Here is a 15,571-nt window from a genome sequence, read left to right as displayed (position 1 = left end):
GCTTTGCCTTTAAAGGACGGCGATAGCCGTTTACGCTTGTGTTTTAATTTTGGAATCAAAATGCAGACAGGGCTTTCCCGAGCTAGCGAGTACCGTCATACTAGGCATTGTGCTCGATTTAAACCCAAAGGCTTTGCAGCCTTTTGGTGAACGAGAATCCCATGTTATATAATAATATTTGCATTTTGTGCAATCAATACGCTTATTCTCCGTCATAATATCCTCTCAATCGTTGTCATTCATTATGTTTATCTTATAACGAAGTTAATTTTGTGGCAATATTTCTAGGGAAGCTATACATAATTTCAATTTATCTGCAAACCATGCTAACATCAATCAATAAGGTGAGCCGTGTGTTGTTTCTGAGCAAATAAATCTTTATTTAAAAAAAGTTGGAACAAGGGTGGCATTAGGTATATGATTATCCTTCATGATTAATATTCAGCAGCAACGGGTAGTTTGGAAATGAAAGGCTTTCCTTTATGACCTGCTGTGTTAGACGAATTTTCGTTTTATTTCCCTTATCATGCTGACAGTTTGAGGGATTCATATACGGTTTGTCTTCTTATTAGTCTTTACGAAATAGCACACTTTGAATTAAAATAGCTTGAAGATACGGAAACGTGACTACGGATTGGGGGGCAATCATGTCAGAGCAAACAGATCTTTTTGAAAATACAGCGGCCGCAGATCGTAATTATGAGGCCGATGATATACAGGTACTTGAGGGCTTAACCGCAGTACGCAAAAGACCAGGTATGTACATTGGCAGTACGAGCAGCTCTGGGCTGCATCATCTCGTTTGGGAGATCGTTGATAACTCGGTAGACGAGCATTTAGCTAAATTTTGCTCAGCCATTGATATAACGCTGCATAAGAACGGCTCGGTTACTGTTCATGATAATGGACGGGGGATTCCAACGGGAATGCACAAGACCGGTATTCCAACGCCGCAGGTAGTTTTTACGATCCTGCATGCTGGAGGCAAGTTTGGCGGCGGGGGATATAAAAAATCCGGAGGCTTGCACGGTGTAGGCGCCTCGGTTACGAACGCCTTGTCAGAGTGGCTGGAGGTTGATATTTACCGCGATGGCAAAATCCATAGACAGCGCTTCGAATATTGGGTAGATGAGGCTGGCCGTGAGCATGTAGGGGAACCTGTACGCGGTCTTGAAATCATCGGAACTACGAACCGGACAGGCACGAAGGTAACCTTTAAGCCGGATAGCCGTGTTTTTCAAAACGGTACGAATTTAAGCTACGACACACTTGCTGAGCGGCTTCAAGAGATCGCTTTTTTGAACTCAGGACTAAAGGTTACCATTCGAGATGACCGCAGCGGGAAGCAGGATTCATTTCATTATGAGGGCGGGGCGCGTCAGTTTGTTCAGTTTTTGAACGAGGACAAAACCGTACTGCATGATGTGATTCATTTTGCCAGCGAACGTGATGAAATAGAGGTTGAGGTTGCCTTGCAGTATAACGATGGTTATACAGAGACTATTGCATCCTTCGTGAACTCGATTCCTACACGCGGCGGCGGTACGCATGAAACCGGTTTTAAAACGGCTTATACGCGAGTAATGAATGATTACGCCCGCAAAGCTGTCATGTTGAAGGAAAAGGACAAAAACCTTGAAGGCAATGATTTGCGCGAGGGTATGATGGTCGTTATTAACATCAAAATGTCCGAGGTGGAATTTGTAGGTCAAACGAAGGACCAGCTTGGCAGCTCATCGGCACGCAGTGCGGTAGATGCAATTGTTACAGAAAAAATGCAGGTTTTTCTTGAAGAAAATCCTCAAATCGCACAAATGCTGCTTAAGAAATCGTTGCAAGCCTCCAAAGCTCGTGAAGCAGCGCGCAAAGCGCGGGAGGAAATTCGCAGCGGCAAGAAACGAAGCGAAAGCTCCAACCTTAATGGCAAGCTGACTCCAGCGCAGTCTAAGGATTACACGCGTACTGAGCTTTTTATTGTGGAAGGAGATTCCGCTGGCGGCTCTGCAAAGCAGGGACGTGACTCGAAATATCAAGCGCTGCTGCCGCTTAAGGGAAAGCCAATGAACCCTGAGAAGGCAAAGCTGATCGATATTTTGAAAAATGATGAGTATAAAGCGATTATTTCCGCTATTGGCGCAGGCGTAGGCTCAGAATTTGCAGCCGAGGAATGCAACTATAATAAAATTATTATTATGACGGATGCGGATACCGACGGTGCTCATATCCAAGTACTGCTTCTTACTTTTTTCTATCGTTATATGAAGCCATTAATCGATTTGGGACGTGTATATATCGCTCAGCCGCCATTGTACAAAATTACCAAAAAGTCAGGAAAGCTGGAAACGATACGGTATGCGTGGACAGATGAGCAGCTTCAAAACTATTTGAAGGAATATGGGAAGAATTATGAGCTGCAGCGTTATAAAGGATTGGGTGAGATGAACCCTGATCAGCTGTGGGAAACGACGATGGACCCTGAGAAACGGACACTGCTGAAGGTGCAAATTGAGGATGCCGCGAAGGCGGAGCGCAGAGTATCGACGTTGATGGGTGACAAGGTTGATCCACGTAAGCGCTGGATCGTTGAAAATGTCGATTTTATGGAATATGAGGAATAGGGGGATTTCTGCATGAGTATGCTGGAACAGTTTTTACCGGCGTTTTTGGAAGAGATAGTGGGAGACCGCTTCGGACGCTATTCAAAGTATATAATTCAGGACCGAGCTATTCCTGACGTTCGCGATGGTTTGAAGCCGGTGCAGCGTCGTATTCTATATGCGATGTACGATTCAGGCAATACGCCGGACAAGCAGTATCGGAAATCGGCGAAAACCGTCGGTGACGTCATGGGTAACTATCACCCGCATGGAGATTCGTCAATTTATGAGGGTATGGTTCGTATGGCGCAGCCTTGGAAGATGGGGCATCCGCTCGTTGACGGTCATGGCAATTGGGGCTCTCAGGATGATGACCCTGCAGCAGCTATGCGATATACAGAAGCACGCTTGTCGCCTATCGCGATGGAGCTGCTTCGTGATATAGAAAAAAGAACGGTGCAGTTCAAGGATAATTTCGACAATACGACGAAGGAGCCGGTTGTGCTGCCGTCGCGGTACCCTAATCTGCTCGTAAACGGGACCAGCGGCATCTCTGCCGGCTTTGCCACGGAAATACCGCCCCATAATCTGCGCGAGGTCATCAACGCTTGTATCGCCCTTATGGGAAGCCCAGACCTCACGCTCGAAGAGCTTATGACGTATGTCAAAGGACCGGATTTTCCAACAGGCGGCATTATTATGGGCGAAGAAGGCATAAAAGATGCTTACGCAACAGGTAAGGGACGTATTTATATACGTGCTAAAACGGCAATTGAGGATATGCGCGGAGGCAAGACGCAGCTTGTTATTACGGAAATTCCTTATCAGGTTGTGAAATCCAGGCTCGTTACAGCAATGGAAAATATCCGTCTTGAGAAAAAGGTTGAGGGTATCGCTGAAGTTCGCGACGAAAGCGGACGCAATGGTTTGCGTATCGTTGTTGAATTTAAGAAGGATGCTGATGCGCAAGGCATATTAGCTTATTTATTCAAGAAAACGGATTTACAGGTCGCTTACAGCTTTAATATGGTCGCGATTGTAAACAAAACGCCTATGCAGCTTGGATTGAAGCAAATTCTATCGGCTTATATTGAGCATCAGAAGGAAGTTGTAACCTTCCGTACCAAATATGATTTGGAAAAGGCTGAGGACCGTGCTCATGTTGTAGAAGGGCTCGTAAAGGCGCTTAATATACTCGATGAAGTAATTGCAGCGATTAAAGCGTCCAAAAATCGTGCGGACGCACAAGACAATTTGGTAGCCAAATTTGGCTTTACTGCGCGCCAGGCCGACGCGATACTTACGTTACAGCTTTATCGCTTAACGAATCTAGAAATTAATACGCTTGAGAAAGAGCTTAAGGAAGCGATGAAGAAAATCGCTTACTTCAAATCGATTTTAGCAAGTGAAAAAAAACTATTAGGTGTCATAAAGGACGAACTGCTTGAGATTCAGACGAAATATGGCATAGATCGCCGTTCTGATCTTCGCGGTGAGGTTGAGGAGCTGAAAGTCAATCTTGAGGTGCTTGTTACGCCTGAGGATGTTCTCGTTACCCTGAGTAGAGATGGGTACGTGAAGCGTACAAGCATGCTGTCGTTCACAAGATCTGGTGGAGAGCTTCAAAATGCAGGTGTGAAGGACGGCGATTTTGTAACGGATCTTCTGTCTGTAAATACGATAGATAACTTGCTTTTGTTTACGCGCAAAGGTCAATATTATTTATTGCCTGTCCATCAAATTCCAGAATTTAAGTGGAAGGATACCGGAACCGCTATCGTAAACGTAGTAGCTATACCGAAGGATGATGCGATTGTAAGTGTCATTCCAATTAAAGATATTTTAGCTTCTACCGCCTCTCTAGTCTTTGTGACGAAGCGCGGCCAGGTGAAACGAACAGAGCTTAAGGAATATGCGACAACGCGATCAACGGCTGTAGCGGCCTGCAAAGTATCAGACGGCGATGAAATTATTCGGGTTGTACTGAGTGACAGCTCGAAGCAAATTATGCTCATCACTAAGCTCGGTATGAGTATTCGATTCGCTGAAACTGAAGTGAATTCGATGGGCAGAGTAGCTTCAGGTGTTCGGGGCATCCAGCTAAAGGATGGAGACGAGCTTATCGCGGCAGAATGGGTTGCTGAGGATGAGGGCGAAGTACTCGTCATCACTGATATCGGTTTTGCCAAGCGTACGCTGCTGCTCGACTATCCAATTCAAGGAAGAGGCGGCAAGGGCGTCCAAACGTTTGAGTTTAAAGAAGGCAAGCGGGTGCGTCCAAACGGCGCGGCATTGGTCACAGCCTATTATTGCAAGGAAGCGATGAATATCGTCGCAATTACATCATCTGGAGCGAAGCTGAGTGCCATCTCAGAGAAAGCACCAATTGAAGAGCGTAAAGCGATTGGCAAGCTTCTATTCCCGCTAGAGAAAAATGATGTTATATCGTATACGCTCGCACGCTCCATATTGGAAGCTAATCATAAGGACGATTAGGCGGATCAAACCGTTCAATGACTTCTAATATTGCTTCAAGCATGACCCACAATGGTACCAGCTCATCCGGGCGGTCTAGCCATTGTGGGTCTTTTATGATGCCATATTTTTTTATTTTCTGTATAATGACAGCTTTCCGTTCTTCCACTCTGGTTCACGCTCCTTGATCTTAAGCAAAAGTAGACATAGCCATAGGCTTTTGCCACATTGTATGTCAAACGCTGTCATAATGTTCATGATTGTATCGTTTAATAGCGCAAATTATTAATTGGGTTAATCTTTAAAACGACAACAAAGACTGTTATAATAATGAGTAAATAGTTGGAAAATGACAAAGGGCAGGTGTGGATTAATGGTGTCTGGAGAATTTACTCAATTATGGACGAAGCTATCGCGAGAATGGAAAAACAACTTGGAACAGTCACTTGCTCCTTTAACAGAAGGACAGCTTAATGTACTTGAGCTTTTAATAGCGCATCAGCCGATGAAGCCGTCAGATTTAATTCAGTATTTAGCGACTACGCCTGCTGCGATTACTACGCTGCTGGATCGTATGGAACGGAATGAATTGATTGAACGTTCGCGGGATAATAATGATCGGAGAATCGTATGGGTATCCGTATCGGAGAAGGGGAAAGCGGAAGCAAATCGCGGTTCAACAATTCGGACCGAAATGATCGGGCAATCGTTGGACCGCATTTCTTCCCATAATCAGCAGCTGCTTGTTTATTTATTAGGCAAAGTAGCTAACTTGTAAGCAATGCACTAATTCATTCGCTTATTTCATAGAATCAAGCCGATTGCGCAGCAGGTTATAATTTTCTTGAAGTTCACGGTAGTCGGCTTTTGATAATAACGTGTCACTGGAAGCAGCAAGCGTTTCCTCAACCGGCAATATCCGGTATCGATAAGCAGTATCGGGCTTATACCGATGCACCCAGGTTGGAATTGATTCGATTTCGGTTAGTTCAATGGTGCCGTCAGTCATATTTTTGCGAACATTCACTTTAAAAATAACTCCGTAATCCTTCGTGTCGCCCCGCTGATTAGAAATAAAGTTACCCATAGAATAGATAATAAGTCCATTTCTTGTATTTCCTAATTCATCCGTTGTTTCAAGCACCTCATAGGGCTGAACAACATGGGGGTGTGAGCCCGCAATAATATCGGCTCCTGAAGCAATGAGTACACGGGCTAGTCGTTTTTGTTCATCGTTCGGAACGGTTTGATACTCGGTTCCAAAGTGCAAGGAGACTGTAATGAGATCAGCTCCTGCTTCTCTCAGCTTAGAAATATCTTCGATTATTTGTTTCTCGTCGATTAATGATATGAGATATGACTTACCTTCAGGGATCGGAATGCCATTTGTACCGTATGTGTATGCCAGCAGCCCCATGCGGATACCATTCTTCTCGGATATTACGTTGCTGTCTGCTTCTACCTGCGATGCTGCGGTTCCCTTCGTAGGAAGTTCAAGCTCCTTTAGCTTCTCCAGCGTGTGTAAAATTCCGGATTCGCCTTGATCGAGAGAATGATTGTTCGCGTTCGTAATAAGGTTAAACCCTGCGTTCTTAAGCGCATCTGCAAGCTCCGTAGGAGCGTTAAAGCGAGGATAACCTGGGAAGCCAACCTCATTCCCTGCAATGGGTGTCTCCAAATTCGCTATGACCCAGTCCCCTTGCTCTAAGATTGGCTTAACCTCTGTGAAAAAAGAATCGAAGTTATAGCTCTTTGTCGCCTTGTTATACGCTCCAGGAAGCTGTGGCTTATGCATCATTACATCGCCTACTGCCATCCAGACAGCTTCAGCATAAACAGGCTCAGGCGGTGGTGTGGGCTCTACGATGATAGGGGATGGGGAAGGTGCAACGATAGCCTGTTCATTTGGAGTTGGCTGGGTTGAGACTGGATTATTCAAAGCTGCTGGAGCGGAAGCCCTCTCAAAGAGGGAGGGCATAAAGAAAATAAATAATAAACCGATGAAGCTGAGAATTAATAATATCGCTTGAAACTTACGATGACTCTTGCCGCGTATCATGATTTCGTCCTTCCTGTTTACCTATTGCTCAGCAAGCTCGAGGCTGTTTCAAGCTGCTCGGAGGACCACCAGGTCCACGCATCCGAGCCAAATGGAATAGAACGAAAGCTCATCCATTCCTTAGTGACAGGATGAGGGGCGGATACAGAGGTAGACCACAAAGCAATTTCATTAATGCCGCCAGTTGGCTTCGCGCCGTATTTAAGGTCCCCGACGAGAGGACAGCCGATATGAGACATCTGTGCACGAATTTGATGTGGTCTTCCTGTATGCAGCCTCACAGCTATCAGTGAGTAACGTCCGCTTGCAGCTGCTACCTCATAATCCATAACAGCTTCTTTTGCATCCGCAGTAGGCTTGTTATAAACAGTAACCTGATTATGCTTGTTATCCTTCAGGATATAGTGCGTCAAACGAGCCTCAGGCTTCGCTGGAGTTCCTTGCACAATACATATATAGGTTTTGCCAAATTCCCTATTTCGAACAGATGCAGATAATCTTGAGGCTGCTTTCGAGGTTTTTGCAAAAACCATAGCTCCGCCAACCATTCGATCCAGACGATGAACAAGGCCGAGAAATACATTTCCCGGCTTATTATGTCTTTCCTTTAAATCCTGTTTAAGCAGTGTTAGCATATCAGCGTCGCCAGTATCATCCTCTTGCGAGAGAACGCCAGGAGGCTTGACGACAGCCAGCAGATGATTATCTTCAAATAATACGGTGATCGGCATTACTTAGACTCCCAGCGTCCCAGAATGCCGCAGGGCAAATTCAGACCGGATTTCGTAATGGGCAATCCAATTTCACCGCAATTAATTTCGCCGCCGAACTTGTCATTCATCGTCATATGCAGTAAATTGTGCAGCACAGAAGGGGAGAGTCCAGTTGTATAGGAATTAATTAATAGAAATAACGGATTGTCTGACAAAATACTGGTGCAGGATTGAAGAAACGGAAACAGGTTTTCTTCAAGCTTCCAGGTTTCGCCGTTTGGACCTCGGCCGTAAGAGGGTGGGTCCATAATGATCGCGTCATATTGCTTGCCGCGGCGCTGCTCGCGTTGAACGAACTTAAAGACATCATCGGTTATATAACGGATTGGCGCGGATTCCAGCCCAGATAGCTTTGCATTATCCTTCGCCCATTGAACCATGCCTTTGGCAGCGTCTACGTGACACACCTCGGCTCCTGCAGCTGCTGCAGCGACTGTTGCTCCTCCGGAATAAGCAAACAGATTCAAGACACGAATAGGACGGCCTGCGGATCTGATTTTGTCCATCATCCAGCTCCAATTGACCGCTTGCTCAGGAAATAACCCAGTATGCTTAAAGTTGGTTGGTTTGATATGAAAGTTCAGCTCTCCGTAGGAGATGGTCCAGCGCTCAGGGAGTGATTCTTTCATTGACCATTGACCGCCGCCGGCGTTGCTGCGATGATAGTGTCCATCTGCATGTTTCCAAAGTCCTGTTTCATTAGTAATCGGCCAAATAATTTGCGGATCAGGACGGCGCAGCGTATAATTGCCCCAGCGCTCCAGCTTGTCTCCGTCTCCTGTATCTATAACCTCGTAATCGACCCATTTATCTGCTATGTACATGTTATTCGTAACCCTTCCTTGACGTTGTTTTTGTAATATAATAATGTCATCGCTAATTATATCGAAGCTAACACAATGAAGCAATGAAAGCATAACAATTATCGGCTGGTAATTCAAAAAAAGAGGAGTACATAATTATGATGAGCTTTGAGTGTGAGTGCGGGAACAAGACGTCTATGTTTGCAACTGGAGATCGGGACGAGCAGGGAAGAGAGTTTATTGAAATTGAAGATGATGAGAGGCTGACGTTTACCATTGGCGATAAAAGTGTTTTATTCCGCTGCTCCTTCTGCGGCTATACCTATCGGTTGGAACAAATTTAACGAGGAATTTTCATTTTTATAGAGGAATGTTATTGAAAACCTCTCCTGTTCAGAGTATGATAAACGTAGAGTTGCTTGTATGTACAAGTTGGGGGTATGGACGTAATGAATGCTCCCTAATGTCCGTACAAGTTAAATTTACGAAGCTGTTTTGCATTCGCAAAACTTGAGTGAATGCTTACGAAGCTGTTTTGCATTCGCAAAACTTAAGTGAATGCTTACGAAGCTGTTTTGCATTCGCAAAACTTGAGGAGGAACCATTAAAATGTTGCAAGTAAAACCTTATCAATTTTGGTTTGTTACCGGAAGCCAGCACTTGTACGGACCTGAGACGCTAGAGGAAGTAGCACAGCATTCACGTATTATTACTGCTGCGTTGAACGATGATTCTATTATTGCTTCTGAGATCGTATTTAAACCTGTAGTAACAACTCCTGAAGAAATTTATAAGCTTTGTATTGAAGCTAAGGCAGACGAGAACTGTGCGGGCATTATTACTTGGATGCACACCTTCTCTCCAGCTAAAATGTGGATTCATGGCTTGTCGGAGCTTCGTAAGCCGCTTCTGCACCTTCATACACAATTTAACCGCGATATTCCTTGGGAAACGATTGATATGGATTTCATGAATACGAATCAATCGGCGCATGGCGATCGTGAGTATGGACATATTTTCTCCCGTCTGAACATTGAACGCAAAGTAGTTACTGGACACTGGGAAGATGGCGAGACGCGTTCGCGTATCGGCAGCTGGATGGGGACTGCAATTGCAGTTAACGAAGGCCGCCATTTGAAAGTAGCCCGCTTCGGTGACAATATGCGTCAAGTTTCCGTTACAGAAGGCGACAAGGTTGAAGCGCAAATTAAATTGGGCTGGTCGATAAACGGCTACGGCATCGGCGATCTAGTTGCTCGAATGAATGAAGTATCCGAATCAGAGGTGAAGCAGCTTCTTGAGGAATACAACGAGCAATACGTTATTTCATCCGAGACTCGCGGCAACTCGGCATCTTGGGCAGCCATTGGCGAGCAAGCTCGCATCGAGCTTGGACTCAAAGCATTCCTGCAAGAGGGCGGCTTCTCCGCGTTCACGACTTCCTTTGAAGATCTGCACGGTATGAAGCAGCTTCCAGGTCTAGCGGTACAGCGTCTGATGGAGCAAGGCTATGGCTTCGGCGGCGAAGGGGACTGGAAAACTTCTGCTCTTACTCGTCTGATGAAGCTGATTGCAAACAACAAAGGCACTTCCTTCATGGAGGATTACACCTACCATCTTGAAGAAGGCAATGAGCTTGTACTCGGCTCTCATATGCTTGAGGTTTGTCCTACGATTGCAGATAACCGTCCGAAAATTGAGGTTCATCCACTAGGAATCGGCGGTAAAGCTGATCCAGCTCGTATCGTATTTGACGGACGCGCGGGTGCAGCGCTTAATGCTTCACTTGTAGATCTCGGTAATCGCTTCCGTTTGATTATCAACAAAGTAGACGCAGTTAAACCAATGCACGAAATGCCAAAGCTTCCAGTTGCGCGTGTATTGTGGAAGCCGCAGCCATCCCTTCGTGATGCAGCAGAGAGCTGGATCTATGCTGGCGGGGCGCATCATACCGTATTCTCCTATGTAGTAACAACGGAGCAACTGGTAGATTGGGCTGATCTGGTCGGTATCGAAACCGTCGTTATTGATAAAAACTCGTCAGTACGCAGCGTTCGCAATGAGCTTCGCTGGAATGAACTCAGCTACCGTATTCGCTAATCATTCATTCAGTTGATCGCTCGTAAATAGCAGAGGCTGTTGCTTTAATTCCCGCAAGGGTTAAAAGCAACAGCCTCTTTTTCTTTTTTGTGCAGCTCTTATTTCATTGTTATTCCAATTTTTCTTTTTGAATTTTAGCTGGATTGTTAATCTTGTACGGAATAGGGTGCTTAGAGAGCTTCTTCGCGACCACTTTTCCTTCAAAATTCAGGATGTCTCCAATTTCGAGCTCGAATTTTTTGAGCGTAGCGCTATGGCTGGACCAGGCGTCGCCAATCGTTAAATCAGGATCGGAAATAGCAACGGCTTCATAGATAACGACTTCATCCTCGGTATCGGAAAAATTGTTCGGAACGGTTGTAAATTCCTTAACCGTGGCGACCAGTTTCACCTTTGCCTCTGGAAGCTCAAGCTTTGGCTTCTTCTCTTTTTTCGTTTTTGCTTTTGATGCTGCTTCGACTTTAGGCTCAATAACTGGTTCTTCAGCCGCAGCAGGCAATGATTGCTCCGCCGGCTCGTCGGTGGCTAAAAACTCGGCAGCTGCATTATTCTCAAGCTCAGGAGCTGCTTCACTCTCTAAAATTATAGCTTCTTCAATAGCGGCCGCAGCCCTTTGACCATAATTGGCAGCTTGCATCTCCTTAAGATAAGAGGGGTGAATGCAGTGCTTTTGATCGTTTTCGAATGAAATGACCGCAGTCAGCTTATCGACATATCCGACGATGCTGCAAGGAAGAGATATTCCATTGCGCTTGTAGAAGAACGCTTTCGATTTAGCTGCTTTCTCTGACAGCAAGCTCCATTCCTTGCATTTTTCTATTTGCTCTGCTTCGTTTTCGAAGGAAATATAGGTTTGGGGCGCAATGATGAAGTTATGTACCATGTAATCTCCGCCTTTCAAGTTTGTACGTATTTATATTATCATTTTTTAACGTTCAAGTCGGCATTTCGTTCGGAATGGAGAAGGAAATGCTTGTTCCTTCATTAAGAATGCTTAAAATGGTAAGCCCATTGCCATATTGCTTCTTCAAGCGCCTATCCGTATTTAGTAAGCCAATTCCTCTTTGCTCTAGAAAAGGTCCATCCAGAAGTGCTGATAGCTTCTCTTCACTCATGCCAATTCCATTGTCCTTTATCGTTACTTCTGTAAAATTAGAGTGCGTAATCACCCTAATCCATAATGTACCGCCTTTATATCGGCTCAAAATACCATGCTTAACCGCATTTTCTACAAGCGGCTGAACGGAAAGCGGAGGCAGCTTGAAATTAAGATCACTTTCTATCTCCCAAATGATCGTTAAACGATCTTCAAAACGCTCTTGCTCAATATACAAGTAAGCTTTGACAAGATCGAGCTCATGGTTGATGTTTACAAGTGGTGTGGCATTTAGGAAATCGTAGCTTATCCTCAAATAGTTGGAGAATGCATGGATCAGCTTTTGCATTTTGATCGTATCGATATCACTCAGCGCGCTAATGGAGTTCAATGTATTAAATAGAAAGTGCGGCTGAATCTGTGCTTGTAGATAGGCTGCCTCCATGCTTAATCGTTCAGTAACCGATTTTTTGAGATCGGTTAAAGAGCGTACCCGGACACGAAGCTCAGTCGCATCTATTGGCTTTGTGACATAATCGTTAGCTCCAGATTGGAAGCCATAATAAATATCATCAGCATTGCTGCGCGCAGTTAAGAGCAGGATAGGCAGCTCTGAAATCGAGAAGCGTTTTCTAACCAATTGCGTCAATTGATAGCCTGACATGTTTGGCATCATCACATCCGCAATAATTAAGTCCCATTGCTGATCGGTCAATTTGGCAAGCGCTTCACTGCCGCTGTTTACAAGCTCTAATTCAAAATAGTCATTCGATAATATTTTAGTTAATATTTTTAAATTTATCGGATCATCATCAACTGCTAATATTTTAGGTCTTCTCGCTGATGGCAAGGTCGAAGACTCTATCACAATATCCTCTTCCATGCCACGTATAGCAGGGACTACGAATAGCTCATGGAATATCGGATGCTCCACAGCAGAATGTTCCTCTGATGCTGGATGAAATAGCGGCAGGCTAAAGGAGAATGTAGATCCTTTTCCCGGTGAAGAGTGAGCGTACAGCTCACCACCGTGTAGATGAACCAGCTTTTGTGAAATATTGAGTCCAAGCCCAATACCTCCGGCTGATATTGAAGCGGTAGGATCACCTTGCTCATAAGCCATGAATATACGACTTAACGTTTCTTCATCCATTCCAATGCCTGGATCTGATATATGAATATGTGCCATGCCGTCAATTAGCTCCGCGTGTAACGTAATCGTTCCTTTGTCGGTAAACTTAACAGCGTTATATAAGATATTGAACAATATTTGCATTAATCGTTTCTCGTCAGCCAGTACCTCAGGGAATGTATCCGGCACTTGGAGTAAGAAGCGGATTGGTTTTCCATCAGTCAGAGCTTGAAGCATTTCTAACACACCATTAGCAATCGAATTAATATTCACGTTTCTAGCATGCAGTCGAATTCGATTTTCACGAAGTTGAGTCAAATCAAGTAAATCATTTATGAGATAGGACATTCGTCTACCAATGGTTATAAGAAGCATTAAATCTTTTTTATGATTTGCTTTTACCGTTTGATCGGTGCTCTCGAGAACTGTTTGTGCAATTGAAATAATGCCATGAAGCGGAGTGCGTAATTCATGAGATGTAGTTGCTAGAAATTCATCCTTCGTTTTGTCTGCTTTTTGCAGCTTTTGCGCTAGCTTGATCATTTGATTGGCGTTTTGGAAATAAAGTTTAAACCAATAGGCAGCAAAGCCGAGCATAGCAACGATCATGTCAAATGGATAATAGCCGACATCGAAATTCCCATACGATTTAATTTGTCCCCAAAAGATGCTTGAGGCGATACCTGCAGCGGAAAGCAATAAATAAATCATATGACCGCTCTTCGTAAAAACGAGCTTCATAATAAGGAAGAGTACCGTTATTGAAGATACGGCCATCAATAGACCAAGAAGAAACTTTACTGAAAGTACACTCTGTATAGGAGCTATGATGTTAAATAGCGAGTATAAAATACATAGCCACAAAAACCATTTTAAAGGCGTGATTCGTTTATATTCTGGAAATAGCTCTCTGACAACCTGCATTAAAAATGCTGCGTTTGCTGTATATAATAAGATTACTAATCGAATAGACAAATCATAATCTAAAGGCAGCCAGGTAAGTAATATTTTATCATCATCCATTAAAATGCCTATGCCTGCGCTGACAACGAGTAGAAAAAAATAAATCATGACCTTCTGCGTTCGGTCAATGAAATAGATGATGCCAGCATAGAAGCCATTCAGCAGAAAAATAACACAGACCATCAGTTGCAAAGCTAATGCGAATAAGCGTTTCTTCTCAATAGCCGCTTTATCGCCAAATTTAATCGAGCTGGTGATGCCTCCCATACTATATGTACTAGAATTAGAAACTTGGATTATAATTTCAAACTCATTCGATTCAGGTAAAAAGGATACGGAGTAAGGAATCTTCCGAGGTATGAAGCTTTCATAATCCTCAGCGGGAGTTCCCGATGTTGCTAGTAGCTTACCATTGGCAAATACACTGGAAGCGCTAGCTACTTCTGTGAACCATAGGCCATATGAACGGTCGATATTCTGGCTAGTCATAATTCGTAAACGATAAGTTCCAAATTGATAGTCGGAAGAGTCTTCGTCGAACTGATCTGACCAATTTCCAGGTACTTGTATATACTTCTTATTATTTACATGATCTGACAAGTTAGCAGAGTCAGGCATGACGAATTGGTTAGGATAAAACTCCCATTCACCATGAAGTAAAAAAGTAGCGTTTGCTAGAGATCCGTAAGAGCGTAGATCAAGGACGCCTTGTGAGGCTTTTGTATGGCTAGAAATCGTGTGTATAGAATTCCAAATTAATCGAAATCCAGTAAGGATAGTGAGAAATAATAATGTAATTAGAATAATATTTCGCTTAGAAGTTTTCATGTTTTTTATTTCGACAAATAATACGTTAAACCTTTTGATTTTTCATAAATATTAAAAAACCGCTGGCCAGTGCCAACGGTTCACAACAAATATAAGAGATTATTCACTTACAACTTACAAGAATAGACTAATAGCAATAGTAAAACTCCCAGATTTTATAAGAATCTATCGATTTATCATCTCCCCAATGTTTGTCATCGTACCAGTTATCTTTTTTATCAAACCAACTAAACCAGTTTTTCGACTCCCAATAATTAACAACCTTATATGTATCTATAGGCTTCGGTTGTTTTGATTGAGATTGATCACTTTTGGATCCGCTGAAAATAGAAAAGAAGCTGGAAAAAAAGCTGCTTTCTTTACTCGAATGATTATTGCTACTTGCTGCAAATGCAGAGGCTGGAAAAGCACATACAGTGATAAGCAAGACGAGTAAACATACTTTTTTCACTCTGGACATGACATCGACACCTCCCAACCGTACATTATTGACGAACTAAAATGTTCGTTATAAAGAATTTTATAATAGATTAGTCCTTTTGTAAATGAATGAAATAGAAATGTTTGGATATTTAGGAGTGGTTCTTTAGGAGGGGGTTATACAGTTTTTAAGTAACTTTAAGACGAAGTTTCAAAAAAATTTCAAAAGAGATATTTATAATGAAGAGACTACGACTTAAAACCTATGAAAGGAATGTGAAATTCTCAGAATGTTATCTTTAAAACGGAGCTTTGTTATTAAACA

12 protein-coding genes are annotated in these 15,571 nt (G+C 43.5%); 5 read left to right on the top strand and 7 right to left on the bottom strand.

What is annotated here, in order from left to right; genetic code table 11:
• Positions 1-647 precede the first annotated feature (647 nt).
• Together parE and gyrA are read left to right on the top strand one after the other, a co-directional pair.
• Complete coding sequence (parE, locus tag MHI37_RS17265) at positions 648-2,618, top strand: DNA topoisomerase IV subunit B (RefSeq protein WP_076336917.1); 1,971 nt, start codon at positions 648-650, stop codon at positions 2,616-2,618.
• 12 nt (positions 2,619-2,630) lie between these two features.
• Positions 2,631-5,093, top strand: coding sequence for a DNA gyrase subunit A (gyrA, locus tag MHI37_RS17260; RefSeq protein WP_076336916.1), 2,463 nt, complete (start codon positions 2,631-2,633; stop codon positions 5,091-5,093).
• Here the strand turns inward: gyrA and MHI37_RS17255 are convergent.
• Positions 5,074-5,241: a hypothetical protein gene (locus MHI37_RS17255; RefSeq protein ID WP_179090211.1), complete on the bottom strand. Its 168-nt coding sequence runs from the start codon at positions 5,239-5,241 to the stop codon at positions 5,074-5,076. The genes gyrA and MHI37_RS17255 overlap by 20 nt on opposite strands.
• Positions 5,242-5,445: 204 nt before the next feature.
• Here MHI37_RS17255 and MHI37_RS17250 point away from each other — a divergent pair, with 204 nt between their 5' ends.
• On the top strand, positions 5,446-5,850 hold the full coding sequence (locus tag MHI37_RS17250; RefSeq protein WP_076336915.1) for a MarR family transcriptional regulator: 405 nt from the start codon (positions 5,446-5,448) through the stop codon (positions 5,848-5,850).
• 21 nt (positions 5,851-5,871) lie between these two features.
• Here MHI37_RS17250 and MHI37_RS17245 read toward each other — a convergent pair whose 3' ends face one another.
• Genes MHI37_RS17245 through MHI37_RS17235 form a run of 3 tightly spaced genes read right to left on the bottom strand, consistent with a single transcriptional unit; the run spans position 5,872 to position 8,728 of the window.
• Positions 5,872-7,131, bottom strand: coding sequence for a CapA family protein (locus MHI37_RS17245; protein WP_076336914.1), 1,260 nt, complete (start codon positions 7,129-7,131; stop codon positions 5,872-5,874).
• A 17-nt stretch (positions 7,132-7,148) separates the two neighbouring features.
• On the bottom strand, positions 7,149-7,862 hold the full coding sequence (locus MHI37_RS17240; RefSeq protein WP_076336913.1) for an RluA family pseudouridine synthase: 714 nt from the start codon (positions 7,860-7,862) through the stop codon (positions 7,149-7,151).
• Entirely contained in the window at positions 7,862-8,728 is an 867-nt protein-coding gene (locus tag MHI37_RS17235) for a class I SAM-dependent methyltransferase (protein ID WP_076336912.1), read from the bottom strand. The genes MHI37_RS17240 and MHI37_RS17235 overlap by 1 nt, the downstream gene beginning before the upstream one ends.
• Before the next feature lie 137 nt (positions 8,729-8,865).
• Here MHI37_RS17235 and MHI37_RS17230 point away from each other — a divergent pair, with 137 nt between their 5' ends.
• Positions 8,866-9,051, top strand: a complete 186-nt coding sequence (locus MHI37_RS17230; protein ID WP_076336911.1) for a hypothetical protein — start codon at positions 8,866-8,868, stop codon at positions 9,049-9,051.
• Between the two features lie 265 nt (positions 9,052-9,316).
• On the top strand, positions 9,317-10,807 hold the full coding sequence (gene araA, locus MHI37_RS17225) for an L-arabinose isomerase (RefSeq protein ID WP_076336910.1): 1,491 nt from the start codon (positions 9,317-9,319) through the stop codon (positions 10,805-10,807).
• A gap of 109 nt (positions 10,808-10,916) precedes the next feature.
• On the opposite strand, the gene MHI37_RS17220 is transcribed toward araA, so the two are convergent.
• From MHI37_RS17220 to MHI37_RS17210, 3 genes are all read right to left on the bottom strand, one after another.
• A complete protein-coding gene (locus MHI37_RS17220; RefSeq protein WP_076336909.1) occupies positions 10,917-11,690 on the bottom strand; it encodes a hypothetical protein in 774 nt (257 codons plus the stop codon).
• 52 nt (positions 11,691-11,742) lie between these two features.
• Positions 11,743-14,826, bottom strand: a complete 3,084-nt coding sequence (locus MHI37_RS17215) for an ATP-binding protein (protein WP_076336908.1) — start codon at positions 14,824-14,826, stop codon at positions 11,743-11,745.
• Between the two features lie 127 nt (positions 14,827-14,953).
• Positions 14,954-15,286, bottom strand: a complete 333-nt coding sequence (locus tag MHI37_RS17210; RefSeq protein ID WP_076336907.1) for a hypothetical protein — start codon at positions 15,284-15,286, stop codon at positions 14,954-14,956.
• Positions 15,287-15,571 lie beyond the last annotated feature (285 nt).

This window comes from Paenibacillus sp. FSL H8-0548 (assembly GCF_038630985.1).
Lineage (GTDB): Bacteria > Bacillota > Bacilli > Paenibacillales > Paenibacillaceae > Pristimantibacillus.
The sequence above is the reverse complement of the archived record's forward strand: the minus strand, read 5'-3'. Positions and strand labels throughout refer to the sequence as shown.

Coding starts and splice junctions, on each gene's coding strand:
- parE (WP_076336917.1), top strand. CDS start 648: ATGTCAGAGCAAACAGATCTTTTTGAAAATACAGCGGCCGCAGATCGT.
- gyrA (WP_076336916.1), top strand. CDS start 2,631: ATGAGTATGCTGGAACAGTTTTTACCGGCGTTTTTGGAAGAGATAGTG.
- MHI37_RS17250 (WP_076336915.1), top strand. CDS start 5,446: ATGGTGTCTGGAGAATTTACTCAATTATGGACGAAGCTATCGCGAGAA.
- MHI37_RS17245 (WP_076336914.1), bottom strand. CDS start 7,131: ATGATACGCGGCAAGAGTCATCGTAAGTTTCAAGCGATATTATTAATT.
- MHI37_RS17240 (WP_076336913.1), bottom strand. CDS start 7,862: ATGCCGATCACCGTATTATTTGAAGATAATCATCTGCTGGCTGTCGTC.
- MHI37_RS17235 (WP_076336912.1), bottom strand. CDS start 8,728: ATGTACATAGCAGATAAATGGGTCGATTACGAGGTTATAGATACAGGA.
- MHI37_RS17230 (WP_076336911.1), top strand. CDS start 8,866: ATGATGAGCTTTGAGTGTGAGTGCGGGAACAAGACGTCTATGTTTGCA.
- araA (WP_076336910.1), top strand. CDS start 9,317: ATGTTGCAAGTAAAACCTTATCAATTTTGGTTTGTTACCGGAAGCCAG.
- MHI37_RS17220 (WP_076336909.1), bottom strand. CDS start 11,690: ATGGTACATAACTTCATCATTGCGCCCCAAACCTATATTTCCTTCGAA.
- MHI37_RS17215 (WP_076336908.1), bottom strand. CDS start 14,826: ATGAAAACTTCTAAGCGAAATATTATTCTAATTACATTATTATTTCTC.
- MHI37_RS17210 (WP_076336907.1), bottom strand. CDS start 15,286: ATGTCCAGAGTGAAAAAAGTATGTTTACTCGTCTTGCTTATCACTGTA.